14 protein-coding genes are annotated in these 14,269 nt (G+C 62.8%); 8 read left to right on the forward strand and 6 right to left on the reverse strand.

Annotation, left to right across the window (positions count from 1 at the left end; translation table 11 throughout):
* The first annotated feature begins 42 nt into the window (after positions 1-42).
* The 3 genes from V8P86_RS14605 to argS all read left to right on the forward strand — a co-directional run bounded on the left by V8P86_RS14605 (position 43) and on the right by argS (position 5,333).
* Positions 43-465 carry a hypothetical protein gene (locus V8P86_RS14605; protein ID WP_336328024.1) on the forward strand — a complete coding sequence of 141 codons (423 nt, stop codon included), beginning with the start codon at positions 43-45 and terminating at the stop codon, positions 463-465.
* A 66-nt stretch (positions 466-531) separates the two neighbouring features.
* Positions 532-3,516, forward strand: a complete 2,985-nt coding sequence (locus tag V8P86_RS14610) for a PAS domain S-box protein (RefSeq protein WP_336328025.1) — start codon at positions 532-534, stop codon at positions 3,514-3,516.
* A 50-nt stretch (positions 3,517-3,566) separates the two neighbouring features.
* The gene (gene argS, locus V8P86_RS14615; protein WP_336328026.1) at positions 3,567-5,333 is read left to right on the forward strand and encodes an arginine--tRNA ligase; all 1,767 of its coding nucleotides are present in this window, start codon (positions 3,567-3,569) and stop codon (positions 5,331-5,333) included.
* Positions 5,334-5,613: 280 nt separating this feature from the next.
* Here the strand turns inward: argS and V8P86_RS14620 are convergent, their stop codons facing one another.
* The 3 genes from V8P86_RS14620 to V8P86_RS14630 are packed head-to-tail and all read right to left on the reverse strand — an operon-like array spanning position 5,614 to position 7,116.
* A complete protein-coding gene (locus V8P86_RS14620) occupies positions 5,614-6,048 on the reverse strand; it encodes a hypothetical protein (protein ID WP_336328027.1) in 435 nt (144 codons plus the stop codon).
* A gap of 26 nt (positions 6,049-6,074) precedes the next feature.
* A complete protein-coding gene (locus V8P86_RS14625; RefSeq protein WP_336328028.1) occupies positions 6,075-6,314 on the reverse strand; it encodes a hypothetical protein in 240 nt (79 codons plus the stop codon).
* Complete coding sequence (locus V8P86_RS14630) at positions 6,307-7,116, reverse strand: MinD/ParA family ATP-binding protein (RefSeq protein WP_336328029.1); 810 nt, start codon at positions 7,114-7,116, stop codon at positions 6,307-6,309. The genes V8P86_RS14625 and V8P86_RS14630 overlap by 8 nt, the downstream gene beginning before the upstream one ends.
* Before the next feature lie 165 nt (positions 7,117-7,281).
* Between V8P86_RS14630 and prf1 the strand changes: the two genes are divergently transcribed.
* Together prf1 and V8P86_RS14640 are read left to right on the forward strand one after the other, a co-directional pair.
* The gene (gene prf1 / locus V8P86_RS14635; RefSeq protein ID WP_336328030.1) at positions 7,282-8,529 is read left to right on the forward strand and encodes a peptide chain release factor aRF-1; all 1,248 of its coding nucleotides are present in this window, start codon (positions 7,282-7,284) and stop codon (positions 8,527-8,529) included.
* A gap of 62 nt (positions 8,530-8,591) precedes the next feature.
* Positions 8,592-9,266: an SdpI family protein gene (locus V8P86_RS14640; protein ID WP_336328031.1), complete on the forward strand. Its 675-nt coding sequence runs from the start codon at positions 8,592-8,594 to the stop codon at positions 9,264-9,266.
* A 1-nt stretch (position 9,267) separates the two neighbouring features.
* Here V8P86_RS14640 and V8P86_RS14645 read toward each other — a convergent pair whose 3' ends face one another.
* Complete coding sequence (locus V8P86_RS14645) at positions 9,268-9,654, reverse strand: DUF6276 family protein (protein ID WP_336328032.1); 387 nt, start codon at positions 9,652-9,654, stop codon at positions 9,268-9,270.
* A gap of 103 nt (positions 9,655-9,757) precedes the next feature.
* Here V8P86_RS14645 and V8P86_RS14650 point away from each other — a divergent pair, with 103 nt between their 5' ends.
* On the forward strand, positions 9,758-10,675 hold the full coding sequence (locus V8P86_RS14650; protein ID WP_336328033.1) for a hypothetical protein: 918 nt from the start codon (positions 9,758-9,760) through the stop codon (positions 10,673-10,675).
* Between the two features lie 10 nt (positions 10,676-10,685).
* On the opposite strand, the gene deoC is transcribed toward V8P86_RS14650, so the two are convergent.
* The gene (deoC, locus tag V8P86_RS14655; RefSeq protein ID WP_336328034.1) at positions 10,686-11,321 is read right to left on the reverse strand and encodes a deoxyribose-phosphate aldolase; all 636 of its coding nucleotides are present in this window, start codon (positions 11,319-11,321) and stop codon (positions 10,686-10,688) included.
* Between the two features lie 82 nt (positions 11,322-11,403).
* On the opposite strand from deoC, the gene V8P86_RS14660 reads away from it, so the two are divergent.
* Together V8P86_RS14660 and V8P86_RS14665 are read left to right on the forward strand one after the other, a co-directional pair.
* Entirely contained in the window at positions 11,404-12,258 is an 855-nt protein-coding gene (locus V8P86_RS14660) for a DUF63 family protein (RefSeq protein ID WP_336328035.1), read from the forward strand.
* 53 nt (positions 12,259-12,311) lie between these two features.
* On the forward strand, positions 12,312-13,037 hold the full coding sequence (locus tag V8P86_RS14665) for a nucleoside phosphorylase (RefSeq protein ID WP_336328036.1): 726 nt from the start codon (positions 12,312-12,314) through the stop codon (positions 13,035-13,037).
* Here V8P86_RS14665 and V8P86_RS14670 read toward each other — a convergent pair whose 3' ends face one another.
* Positions 13,038-14,243 (reverse strand): FIST signal transduction protein, encoded by a 1,206-nt coding sequence (locus tag V8P86_RS14670; RefSeq protein WP_336328037.1) that lies wholly within the window; start codon positions 14,241-14,243, stop codon positions 13,038-13,040.
* Between the last annotated feature and the right edge of the window lie 26 nt (positions 14,244-14,269).

Below are 14,269 nucleotides of genomic sequence, written 5' to 3' on the forward strand. Positions count from 1 at the left end.
TCGAACAGAACTGGTTTCGCTCCCCGGCCCCTACGGCCGCCCATGGCCGAATTCAACCTTCACGTCCGAATCGACAAGAACGAAGAAACGGACCCGATGGCGGTCTACGGACCGTATGCCGACGACTCGGAGGACGTGACCGTCGAGGAGACCGACGAGATCGACGCCGACTCGGATTCCGACGTGCTCACCCCGACCGAGTTTCTCGAAGTCGAGGGGATCGAGACGTTCGCCGACATCTACACCGATCTCGTCGACGATCCCCGGGTCGTCCATCTCTCGCTGCGCGGCCCGACGGCCGAGCGGTTCCCGATTCCGGTTCAACACCACGCGCTCCAGCAGATCGGCGACCCGACGCTGTACGAGTTTCACGCACTCGACGGGCAGGTCACCCTCGTCATCGCCGAAAGTGAACTCGAACTGAACCAGGTCCACCAGGAGGTTCCGGACGGCGCACTCGGCTAACTCCGGAGCAGCGCCACCGGCCCGTCGCGGCCAAAGGTAATTGTGTTGTAACCCGCAATTGCGAGTATGTCCGCGGAGTCAGGGGGGATTGCTGTTCTCTGCGTCGAGGCCGACGCGGAACGAGCGGAGCGCACCGTCAGACTGCTCGAGGCGGCCGACGAGCAGTTCTCCGTCACAGCCGTCACGACGGCCCAGGACGCGCTGAACAGCACCGACATCGACTCGGTCGACTGCATCCTCAGTTCGTACTCGCTGCCAGAGATCGATGTCCTCCAGTTTTTGCAGGCCGTTCGGGCCAACTACCCTGCGCTTCCGTTTATTCTGTACACGACGACGGCCTCTGAGGAGATCATCAGCGCGGCCGTTTCGGCGGACGTCTCCGATCACTTCGACAAACCACAGCAACCCAGCGGATATCAGGAACTCGCCAGTCGCATCCGGGCGGTCGTCGACCGGGAGCGCGCCCGGCGAGCGGATTCGACCGAACACGAACGGGCGACATCCGTGCTCGAAGCCTCCCCAGACGGGATCGTCGTCAGCGTCGACCGCGAACTCGTCTACGCGAACCCCGCCGCAGTCGACCTGTTCGGCGGGGCGGAGGCGGATCTGCTCGGTGTCGACCCCGTCTCGCTGACGGATACCGATCCCGCCCTCTGGGAACCGGAGACGGCACAGGCCGCCGACGAGGTTCTGACTCGCCACCGCGAGTCGGTTCCGACGTGCAACGGCGACCGCGCCGAGGTCGAACTGACGACGAACACGATCCGCTGGCGGGACCGCCCGGGAACCGTCGCCGTCCTGCGGGACGTAACCGAACCGACTGCCGAAGAGACCGACGCGACACAGGCCCGGGCCCACCTCGAAGGCATCGTCAACAGCGTCTCGGCGATGATCTTCTTGAAAGACGCTCAGGGGCGGTATCTGCTGATGAACCGCCGCTGTCGCGACCTGCTGGGGATCGACGAGTCGACGAACGTCACCGGGATGACCGACGAGCAACTGTTCGACGACGAGATGGCCCGCCGGGTCGCAGCCGACGACACCGAGGTCTTCGAGACTGGTGACACCGTCGAGTTCGAGGAGACCATTCCAACGACAGAGGGCGAGCGGACCCTTCTCACCCGCAAGACTCCGCTGTTCGACGACGGCGAACCTTACGCGATCTGTGGCGTCTCGACCGACATCACGACACAACAGCAACGCCAGCACGCTCTCAGCGAACGCATCAAAGAGCTCTCGACAGTCCACCGGATCGTCGACCTGTTCTCTTCCGAGGATCAGCCGACAGCCGACCTGCTGGATCGGTTCGTCACCACGTTGCCCAGATCGTTCCAGTACCCCGCTGATACGGATGTCCGCGTTACCTACGGAGACCGGGAGATGGCGACCGATGGGTTCGAGTATGGGCTGCCAATGATCGACGCTGTCGGACGGACACAGAACGGCTCGGATCTTCACGTCGAGGTCGTCTGCCAGCCCCCAGCGGGCGAAGACGATCCGTTCCTTCCCGAAGAAGAGAATCTGGTCGAGACGCTGTCGAGTGTGGTCGCGGGCTATCTCGAACGTCGGTCCTACATCGAGAAGTTACAGCGATACGAGACGACGCTGCGCGCGCTGGGCGACCCGGTCTATGCCCTCGATTCGGATGGCTATTTCACGTTCGTCAACGACGCGTTGCTCGACCGGACCGGCTACGACCGCGAGGACCTCCTCGGCGAACACGCCTCGAAACTCCTGACCGAAGCGGGGGTCGAACAGGGACAAAGCGTCATCTGGCAACTCCTCTCGGAGCACGCAGAGATCCAGACCGCGAAGTGGGAGATGAAGATGACGACGGCCGACGGCGACCGGATCCCGGCCGAGAATCACGTCGCCTTGCTCCCGTTCGACGGCGAAGGGTTTCGCGGGACTGCGGGCGTCATCCGCGATATCACCGAACGGACCGAGCGCGAACGCGAACTCCGTCGCCGGAAGGACCTGCTCGTTCGGACCGAACGCATGGCCGATGTCGGTGGCTGGGAACTCAACCTCGACGCGGGACAGATCTACTGGACCGAAGGTGCGCGGCTAATCCACGAGGTCCCCGAAGAATACGAACCGACTCCAGACAAGGCGATTGATTTCTTCCACCCCGAAGATCAGATAACTCTCAATAAGGCGGTCGCACGGTGCCGGGAAACTGGTGAATCGTTCGACGAAGAGGTGCGGCTGATCACCGCCAAAGGCCGAGAGCGCTGGATCCACATCCGCGGTGAAGCCGTCAGCGAGAACGGGACCGAGAAAGTCCGGGGGACGCTGCAGGACATCACCGAAGTCCGCGAGAACGAACAACAGCTTACCGTCCTCAACCGCGTTCTTCGACACAACTTGCGGAACAACCTGAACGTCGTGACAGCAAACGCCGAACTCCTCGCCGAACAACTCGAACAGCTCCGTCCGGCGGTCCGTGCCAACTCCCGAGACGGCGCGGCCGATTCAGCCCAGATGCAGGACGCATTCGCAACCTTCCCGTTCGAGGACGCCCTCGACAACGTCGAACAACTGGAGGCGAAAGCGTGGGAACTGCTCGCAATCGCCGACAAGTCCCGCGAACTCGCCGGCGTCATCGGGCAGATCCACCAGACAGCACCGATCGATCTCCCCGCGATGTTGTCCAAACTCGCCGAGGAGTACCGGCAAAAATATCCTGACGCAACGATTCGCCTCGATGCGCCAGCGATAGAAGCGGAGGTCAACCCCGAATCGGTCCATCTTGCCATCGAAGAGCTTCTCGAAAACGCACTCAAACACGCCGGTCCGGAACCGGTCGTCGACATTGCCGTCAGCCGGCCCAGAGAGAGCCGCGTCGAAATTACGATCGAAGACGACGGGCCGGGGATCCCCGAGATCGAACAACAGGCGCTGGAAGAGGGTGAGGAAACGGCGCTGAAACACAGCAGTGGGTTCGGCCTGTGGACGGTCAACTGGCTGCTCGGGCGAACCGGCGGCGCAGTCAAAATCGACGAGACGGAGACGGGAACACTCGTCCGCGTCGATCTGCCGGCGGCCTGACCGTCGCTCGAACCCGACATTCATAAACCGCGCGGCGGAGTAGCGAGGGTATGTTCCTTGCGATGCGTGCAGAGGTCGAGGAGGCGCTCACTGCGGCCCTCGACCAGCGCGGCTATCCGACTGACGATCTCGGTATCGAGGAGCCGCCGGAGGACCTCGACGCTGTCCTCGCCTCAAGCGTCGCCTTCCGGCTGGCCGGCGAGGCCGGCGCACCGCCGCCGGAAGTCGCCGACGAACTGACGGACGAAATCGATCCCGAGCCGTACACCTACATCGGACGTGTCGAGACTCGCGGCCCGTATCTCAATTTCTGGCCCAGCGAGCAGTACTTCGCCGAAACGCTCGACGACGCACAGGATGATGAGTTCGGGGCGCTTCCGGATCGCGACACCAGCGTCGTCGTCGAACACACGAGCGCGAACCCGACCGGCCCGGTCCACGTCGGTCGTGCCCGGAATCCGATCATCGGCGACGCGGTCGCCCGCGTCCTCGACTATGCCGGCTACGACGTGGAGCGACACTACTACGTCAACGACGCCGGCCGGCAGATCGCCGTCTTCACCTGGGCCTACGACTTTTTCGACGAGTCTGAGCTGCCCGAGCCAGAACGTGACTCGCCGGAGTACGAGATGGTCCGGTACTACCGCGAGGCCAACACCTACCTCGAAGAGCAGGCCTCCGAGGAGGAAGTCGAGGCCGCCGAAGCCGAGATCCAGTCGATCATGCAGGGGCTGGAAGAGGGCGACGAGTCCGCCTACGAGCGCGTCGGCGAGGTCGTCGATACCGTTCTCGGCGGGATGCGCGGCACGCTCGAACGCCTCCCCGCGGAGTTCGACAAATTCGTCAAGGAGACCCAATTCATGCGCGACGGCTCGACCGACGACATCGTCGACCGCCTGAAAGAGACCGAATACGCCGTCTACGACGAGGAGGCCTGGCAACTCGACCTGCCCGAGATCGATAAGAATCTCGTCTTCGTCCGCGGCGACGGCACCTCACTCTACACGACGCGAGATCTGGCCCACCACGAGTGGAAGTTCGAGAACTTCGACGAGGCCGTGACGGTGCTCGGCGAGGATCACGAACTGCAGGCCCGCCAACTCCGCTCTGCGCTGGAGATTCTCGGCAACGACACCGACCGCCTCGGAACGGTTCACTACTCGTGGGTCACCCTGCCCGAGGGTGGGATGAGCACGCGAGAAGGCACGGGCATCGACCTCGACGACCTACTGGACGAGGCCATCGCTCGTGCTCGCGAGGAAGTCGAAGACCGCCTGGAAGACCGAATCCGCGACGACGACCTCGCAGAGGAGGACATCGAGCGGATCGCCCATCAGGTCGGCATCGGCGCAGTCCGATATGACATCGTCTCGAAACAGCCCACCAAGGGAATCACCTTCGAGTGGGAGCGCGCACTTGATTTCGAGGCCCAGAGCGCCCCCTACGTGCAGTACGTCCACGCCCGCGCGTCGGGGATCATCGCCGAGGCCCACGAGGACAGCGCCGTCGATCCCGACGGACTCGATATCGATCTCGACGCGAGCGAACTCGACACCGACGCCGAGCGGACGCTGCTGCGAGAGATCGCGCGCTTCCCGGCAGTGATCGAGGAGGCCGCCGACGACCTCCAGCCACACGTCGTCGCCACCTACACGCGGGAACTGGCCGAGGCGTTCAACGCCTTCTACCGGGAGTGTCCGGTGCTCGACGCCGACGGCGAGACGCGGGACGCCCGCCTTGGACTGGTCATCGCCGCGCGGCACACCATGGGGAACGCTTTGGACGCTGTCGGTGTGCAGGCCCCCGACTCCATGTAACCCATCTTTTTCAGCGTCGCCCTTCCTCGCTCGCTTCGCTCACTGCGGGAGGGCTCCTCGAAAAACATGGGTGAAAAAGGCCGGACGCGCCAGCGGCGCGTCCGGTGTCCTCAGGAGTGAGTACCGCGAACGACTGAGCGCTCGGAAGACGCGACGCATCTTCCAGCGAATCGCCTCACTTCGCGCTCACGGCTCCGCCGTTCACGCACTGCTCGGCGTCAAACAAGCTCCTGCGGTCAATTGTCTTTCTGCCCTCGTAGAGCGACCGCAATTCTCCTTGTTACTCTGCGGCACAGGTGCCATCAGAGGGTGAATACCACAGACTGATTGTTGGCTGGCCGTCTTGTGATTGCACGATTGCCTGGACAGCAATCTGCTCGGAATCGAGTTCGGCCAGGCTCAATTTAGCCCACTCGCTCTCGTTTACCTGCGCCCGGATGCGGTAATCTCCCGATTCCTCCGGCAGTTCTGCCGACGGGACAGTGAACCCGCCTGTGACATCTGCGCTGCCGGCCTCGACCTGTCGAGTCTGTGTATATTGTTCCTCCCCGTCGTCAATCACTTGGAGTGAGACATTCTGTGGCGTTCCTTCTCGGTTAGACACGGACAGCGCACAGAGTTCGGTTGGATTGCTGCCGTCCTCGCTGCTGAGACAGCCAGCCAGCAGACCGGTCCCGCAACCGACGGTTGTTCCGAGGAAGGCCCGTCGCTTCATTAGAAAATTGTTCTACAAAGCCTGTATTAAATCTTCTGTACGAGAAATAAAGCTGCTCGGTGAAGGCTGCCGATTTCAAGCATTCGCCGAGCGTAGCGAGGCGATTCACCGACGGCGAGGCTGAAAACCGAGCCGTCGGCCTTTTTCACCACCGGGAGAGCAAGCTCTCCCGAGCCGTTGCTCGCTTCGCTCGCAACGACCATGTTTTTGCCGCGAGCGGTCGCCGTCGGCGACCCGACCGGGAAAAAGATGGTGGCGTTAGCCAAAGATGCCGCCGAAGACCCCGCCGTCTTCGTCGTCTTCTTCCTCTTGTTCTTCTTCGTCGAGGAACCACTGGCTGTCGAAGACGCGGTCGAGGTCGGTACTGGGCGAACCCTCGAAGAAGACTGCTTCGAGCGAGCCGGCAAGTTGACGGTAGGCGTCTGCTGGATCGCTCTCGGAGGCGTTTTCGAGGAGTGGTTCCTCTTTGGTGGCGTCGACATCGACCGGAATTACACCGAGCAGTGGCACGTCGAACTTGTCGGCAATCTCTTGGACGTAGGTGTCCCGGTTGACCCGGGTGATGATCGCTCCGATCACGTCGCCGTCGACGCGTTCGGCCAAGTCTGCGGTCTTGATCGTATCGTTGACCGCCACGTCGTCGGGCGTCGTCACCAGCAAGACGCCGTCGGCGAGTCCGAGCGGGACGGTCGTCTCGTGGCTCAGCCCCGCGCCAGTGTCGACGAGCACCACGTCGAAGGTGTTCTTGAGCGTGTTGATCACCTTCCGAAGTTTCGCCGGGTCGGCCTCGGCGAAGGCTTCGAGACTCTGTTCGCCCGGGATGACAGTCATCCCCATCTGCGCGTCGTTCAGTGCCGCGCTGACTGTTTCGCCGCCGGCGAGCACCTCGTGGATGCTCGTCTCGTAGTCGAGTCCGAGCATATTGCCGAGATTCGCCATGCCCAGATCCGCATCGACGACGACGGTATCGTAGCCGTTCTCCTCGAGTGCTGCCGCGATGTTGATCGCTGTGGTGGTCTTCCCGACGCCTCCCTTCCCACCTGCGATCGTACAGACGTACCCCGCCATATTTGAGTATATAACACCTGTACTTGCCGCGATATAAAGCCATTCGTCTATCTTACGGTCGTCTGACACGTGGCTGCCGCACGCGTGACAGCAATCGCGTTCCCCGCGGCGACTCGGAAATGGCAGGTCAACAGGTACTTACAGCAGACCGGCCAAATACAGCCAATGAGCGAGTCCGAGCACGAGCAGACGGACAAACAAAAATACGAGTTCCAGAAGGTGATCGAGGAGCTCAAAGATTACCGTGGCTCCGGGACGCAGTTGGTCACCATCTACATTCCGCCGGAGCGAAACATTAGCGATGTCGTCGCCCACGTCACGCAGGAACACTCAGAAGCGAGCAACATCAAGTCCAAAGAGACTCGAACGAACGTCCAGGACGCCCTGAAGAGCATCAAAGACCGATTGAAATACTACGATGTCAAGCCGCCCGAAAACGGGATGGTGATCTTCTCGGGTGCCGTCGACTCCGGCGGCGGACAGACCGAGATGATCACTCGCGTGCTGGAGAGTCCACCCCAATCCATCGAGTCGTTCCGCTATCACTGCGACGCGGAGTTTTTGACCGAACCCCTGGCGGAGATGATGGGCGACAAGGGCCTCTTTGGCCTGATCGTCCTCGACCGACGAGAAGCCAACGTCGGCTGGCTCCGTGGCAAACGCGTCGAGCCGGTCAAATCCGCCACCTCGCTGGTGCCGGGCAAGCAGCGAAAAGGTGGCCAGTCCGCCCAGCGATTCGCCCGACTCCGACTCGAAGCCATCGACAACTTCTATCAGGAGGTCGCCGGGATGGCAGACGACCTCTTCGTCGACCAGCGCCACGAGATGGACGGTATCCTCGTCGGCGGTCCCTCACCGACCAAAGACGAGTTCCTCGACGGCGACTACCTGCACCACGAACTGCAGGATATGGTGCTCGGCAAGTTCGACGTGGCCTACACCGACGAGTCCGGCCTCCACGACCTCGTAGACGCGGCTGACGAGGTGCTGGCCGAGCACGAAGTCCTCGAAGACAAACAGACGATGGAGCAGTTCTTCGAGCAACTCCACGACGGCAACAAGGCGACCTACGGATTCAACGCCACCCGTGAGAACCTGATGATGGGTGCCGTCGAGACGCTGCTGATCAGCGAGGATCTGCGGAAAGATGTCGTCGCCTACGAGTGCCCGAACGGCCACGACGAGTACGAGTTCATCGACCGGACCGAAGACACCCCGACACACGAGTGTTCGCGCTGCGGTGAGACCGTCGAGGAGGGCGAGCGCGAGGACGCTATCGATCACCTGATGGAACTGGCCGAACAGCGAGGGAGCGAGACGATGTTTATTTCGACGGACTTCGAGAAGGGCGAGCAACTGCTGACGGCCTTCGGCGGCGTCGCGGGACTGTTGCGGTACTCGACTGGCGTCTAAGGACTTTCTCCGCGAGAAACGCGGGCTACATACTCAAGTTTTCGACCTGTGTAGTGTTACGTATGCAACTGACGACCCGCACCAGATTCGGGCTGGCTGCTGGCTTCGTCGTCCTGGGGGCCGTCGCGAGTCTGCTCGCCGCGCCGGAACTGCCAGCGGAGTTGGTCACCAGTTGGGATGGGACCGGTGAGCCGAACGATACGCTTCCGAAAACGACGGCGCTGGTGTTCGTTCCCGCACTCAGCGCGGCGATGATCGGGCTGTTCGCGATCCTTCCGCGGATCGATCCACTCGGGGAGAACGTCGAGTCGTTCCGCCGGTACTACGACTGGTTCGTCGTCGTGTTATCGGCGTACCTGTTCGGGGTTCACGCCGGCATTATCGCCTTCAATCTCGGCTACGAGTTCGAGTTCATTCTCCTCGTTCTCGCCGGGGTCGCTGCGCTGCTCTACTATACGGGCATCCTGTTGGGCCACGCCGAACGCAACTGGTTCGTCGGGATTCGCACGCCATGGACGTTGAGCAGCGACGAGGTCTGGGAACGGACACACGACCTCGGCGGCAAACTGTTCAAACTCAGCGCGGTCGTGACCCTCGCCGGACTGGCCCTCGGTGACGCAGCAATCTACGTCCTCACCGGAGCCGTTCTGTTCACGAGCGCGACGACGCTCGTCTATTCCTACTACTGTTACCGGCAACTTGACGACAGTAGCGATGTCGCCGCCGGGATGAGTTGAGCTACAGCAACTGTTCGAGTTGGCGGCGTCGGCCCGACAGGTCGAGATCTGTCTCGATATCTGAATCCTGTGCCAGACGATCCAGCGCGAGCAGCGGGTCGGTCCCGGCCCGTTCGACGGCGTCGAGCAACTCGGTAATCTCGCTGCGGTACAGCGCGAGATTTTCGAGCAGGCCGAGCAACAACGCCAGCGGAATCGCAGCCTCCCCCGTGGGGAATCCGTCGCTGACGCGCTCGAAGTCGGGCGCTTCCGCCGGCTCCGTCGCAGGCTGGATCGCGAGACAGCCCGTACACAGCGCGACGACGTCCTCCTCACCGGGCAGATATGAATCGTACTCGTCGGGGACCGCGAACCGCACCGTCTCCGCCGAACACTCCTGACACTCCATACTCCGGTTTCGACGGGCACGGTCAAAAGCCCCAGCGGTCCCGATTCAAACGTCCGTTTGACTCTCCGGCGTCTGTTTATATATGGGGGTGGACGTATCGTATATGCAGCAACTCACGAGACGGCAAGCACTCGTCGGTGCCCTCGGTACCGGGGCAGTAGCACTTGCAGGCTGTGTCAGTGGTAACGGAGACGACCCCGACGACGAGTCGGACGACCAAGGCGACGACTCCGGAACGGCGGAACTCGACTCGTCGATCGAGCGCGTCGGGAGCGGGTGCGCCGGGATGGGGCCCGGCGAGGCACCGGTCTTCCTCGACGACGGCGAGTACGTCGTGCAGGGAACGATCCCCTCGCCCACACCGTGTTACGAGCCAGTGATCGACTCCCAGAACTTCGAGAACGGAACTCTCTCGGTGACCATCGATGTCACAGAGACGGATGACGGCCCCTGCACCGACTGCGTCGGCGAGGTTCTGTACGACGCGACTGTATCGGGGCCGGATCCATCAGAAGTCGACAGCGTGTCGATCACACATGCGGGTGGCAAGACACACGAGACGCCCGCGGAGGATATCCCGGAGGGAGTGCCGGCACTGGTTGACGCCGAGATCACCGACTCCGAGAGCAGGCCCCGAGACGGGAAGTCAGAGGGAACCGCGGAAGTCGATGAGATCGACGACAGCAGCGACACCGGAACGATTACGATCACCGGCAAAATCCCGACAGAGCACCCCCACCACGAGGCGGTGCTCACCGATGCCAGCGTCCGCGCCGGCACGCTCAGCGTGAGCGTCGATGTCGAGTCGACGCTGGAGGACGAGCAGATGGGAACGATGCCGCTGGGCATGGTCGAGTACACCGCCAGTGCCGAAATCGAACAGCCGGCGGCTATCGACAGCGTCCAGATCAGCCATCCGAACGCCGGGTACGGCAGTTCGTGGGCGAGTGACAGCGCTTCAGCGAGTGAGAGCGCAACGAACAGCCACGGCGAGTCGAGCAGTTCCGACGGCAGCAGCTGAGTGCGCTCGACTACTCCGCCTGTTCCAGATACTCGGTGACGATCACGTCCCCGCTGGACGCGCCGATCCGTTCGGCTCCCGCCTCGAACAACTCCTCGGCGAAGGCCCACGAGCCGACGCCGCCGCTGGCTTTGACCGGCGCGAACTCGGCCATCAGTTCGACATCTGCGACGGTCGCTCCGCCCTCGGCAAAGCCTGTCGCGGTCTTGAGAAAGTCAACGTCGGCCTCGGCAGCGTCTCGGCTGAGCGATCTGAGCGTCTCCTCGTCGAACAGCGACGTTTCGAGGATTGCTTTCACCGGAATCGGGACTGCCGCGACGAGTTCGTCGATCTCCGAGCGAAAAGTCTCGGTGTCCTCGCTGGCCTGGCCGAGATTCGGAACGAGATCGATCTCGCTCGCACCGGCTTTCCAGGCCTCCGTCGCCTCGGTACACTTCGTCGAGACTGTGTGTTGGCCGTGCGGAAAGCCGATTACGGTGCTAACCTCGGTGTCGGGTGCGTACTCCGTCGCCTCGGCGACGTAACACGGCGGCACGCAGGCGCGCATCCCGTACTCCTCGGCCTCGTCGAGGACCTGCCGGACATCCTCCCACGTGGTCTCCGGCCCGAGGACGGTGTGTTCGATCCGCGATGGGATATCGTCCATACGCCTGCTCGGCGGGCTCAGCGGTTAAAAATACCGCTCGTGACCGGAACTGTTTTCAACGCACAGGTAGCACCTTGGCGACATGGTTGTGCCATTTAGCGATTTCGTCGTCCCGGGGCCGATCCAGTCGGCGGCGCTTCTGATCGGGACGGGGACGATTGTCGTGTTGCTGTACGCGCTTCGGCCACCACTGACACAGAAAATCGTGCTCTCTTTCATTCCGTGGGTCATCAGTGGCAGCATCTTGCACGTCTTCTGGCAACTCGGGAAAATCCAGCAGCGCCAACTCTATCCCGAACCGATCGAGCCGCTGTTTTCTGCCCCAGCAGTCTATCTCACGACGTTTATCGTCCTCGGTGCGATCTGGACGCTCTCGGCGATCATCGTCCCTAGCTACGACCGTAGCGACAGAATCGCGACCTACATGCTCGCGACTGGCGTCGGGGCGTTAATTCCGTTGCTCGGCCTCGTCGTCTGGCAGGGCCAAGACCCCCAGATCGCGCCGATGGAGCCGATCTGGCCCGTCCTCGGACTGATCATCTCTATCGTGCTGACGTTCATCGTCTACATCGCGATCGGTGCCTGGCGGACCTACGTTATCGCACAGGCCCGATCCGTCGGTGCCTTCGTCCTCTTTGCCCACACCTTCGACGGCGTGACGACCGCCATCGGCGTCGACGTACTGGGCGGGGGTGAACGGTCGGCGCTGCCCGCTGCCATCCTCGACTTCGCGGCTGGCCTTCCCGTCGCAGATACCATCGGCGTCGGCTGGCTGTTCGTTCTCGTGAAAGTCACTCTTGCGTCGGCGATTGTCGTCCTCTTCGCCGACTATCTCGACGAGGAGCCGACGCAGGCGAATCTCCTGCTCGCACTCATCGCCATCGTCGGACTGGGGCCCGCGGTCAACAACTTCTTCCTGTTTCTGCTCTCGCCCTGACCGCCGATCGCTGCTTTCGCTTCCTTTACTACTGCGGCCCGAGACGAACCGACATGGCGAAACAGCCACATCTACTCGTCGAGGACGGCGATCTGACCGATATCGCACTCGTTCCGGGTGATCCCGGCCGAGTCGACCGGATTGCGAGCCACTGCGACGATCATACTGTCGTCGCGACCAACCGCGAATACAAACTCGTCAACGCGACCTACGAGGGCCGTGAGCTGACGATCTGTTCGACAGGAATCGGCTCGCCCTCGGCGGCGATTGCGGCCGAAGAACTGGAGGCGGTCGGTGTCGAGACCCTCCTTCGCGTGGGGACGACCGGCGCGCTCCAGTCCGGCATCGAGATCGGTGACATGATCGTCGCCACCGGCGCGGCCAAAGACGAGGGGACGACCAAACGCTACGAGGACGCGACGGTCCCCGCCGTCCCCGATTACGAGGTGCTCTCGGCGCTGGTCGACGTCTCCGAGCAGCGCGAGGCTCCGGTCCACGTCGGTCCAGTTGCGACCGACGATGCCTTCTACGCCGAAACCGAGGCGTACGTCTCCGACTGGGAGGACGCCAGCCTGCTCGCCGTCGAGATGGAAGCGGCGGCGCTGTTTACCATCGCTCGCCGGAAGGGAATGCGCGCCGGGGCGATCTGTACCGTCGACGGCAACCTCGTCGAAGGCACACAGAAAGGCGAGACCGAGGAGGACGAACTGCCCGCAAAGGCTAAAAACAACGTCGAACGAGCTATCGAGATCTCGCTAGAGGCGACCCGACGGCTGTAGTCACTCCGGGAGCAGGAGCACGGATGTCGTGGCGTTGTGATAGCCGCTCGCAGAATCCGGCGGCATGCAGACCTCGCCGTAGGTCTCGAAACCGACAAACTGCGCCGGGAGTACGTCGGCTATTCCTTCGACTGCGCGGTCGAACTCGGAGCCGAGGATGATCTCTCGACAGCCGCAGTCGAAGACGAGCGCGCCGGCGAGCCCATCGCCCTCGAATTCTGCCAGCGCTTGCTCGGCAGCGTTCTGGGCGGAGTCGATCTGTGCCTCCGTCGGACTGTGGGTGATCCGGACTTCCGTCCCCTCCGGAACGGCCGTCGCGACGGCGAGCGGACCGGTGGTCCGGTCGGTCATCCCAGGCCAGCGGATCTTGTGTGCCCCGTCGGCGATGGGCACGCCGAGTTCGAATCTGGTCAGCAGATCGAACAGCTCTCGGTCCTCGGCCGTCAGCGAGTCCACGTCGATTCCGTATTCCGCCGCCGCGACCGCGGCGACCTCGCGCTTCCAGACATCGAATGCGGGCTCGCCGCCGAGTTCGTAGATGATGTTCTCCTCGGCGCGGGTCACCTCGTAGGTCTCGGAGATGGGTTCGTGCCCGTGCTCGACGCCAAGCCCGAAGGGCTGATCGCCACTCAATACGGCGATTGCGACGCCGTCATCGGCGATTCCGTCCTCGGTAAAGACCAGCGTCTGCTCCATTCCGAGGTCGTCGCCCGCCGATCCGCCCGCCAGCGGAATATCGCCCAGTACCTGATTCGTCACGAGGCTGATCTGCTCGCCTTTGCCGGTCAGGCCGCTGTGGACGGTCACGGCGGCGGTGTACTCCCCGTCCATCTCGGCTGTCTCCGGCAAGTCCGCAACTGCTCGCTCGACGGTCCCGAAGATGTCTTCGGAGACGCCGTCGGCCAGTGCCGTCTCGATATGGAGGTGGTCGGACGCGATCAGGCCGACTGCGAGCCCTCCGCTGGTTACGCGGTCGTCGGTGAACTCCCCGGCCGTCGTCGAGCCGAATAGTTTGATCGGTCCCAGCTGCTCCCGTACTGTGTCGACGATGGTCTCGACATCGTGGATCGCGGATGCGAATACGACCGCGAGTTCGACCGAGTCGGGGTCGGTAAGCTGACCGCGGGCCGTCCGCACCGCTTCGCTCGTCGCGGTCGCTGTGTCGGCCGCTGTCGTGATTCCGCGAACCAACTCGGTGCTCTCCATATTCCGGTCCCCCGCTCTTCGCAGAG

It is taken from the genome of Halovenus anhuiensis (assembly GCF_037080055.1).
GTDB lineage: Archaea > Halobacteriota > Halobacteria > Halobacteriales > Haloarculaceae > Halovenus.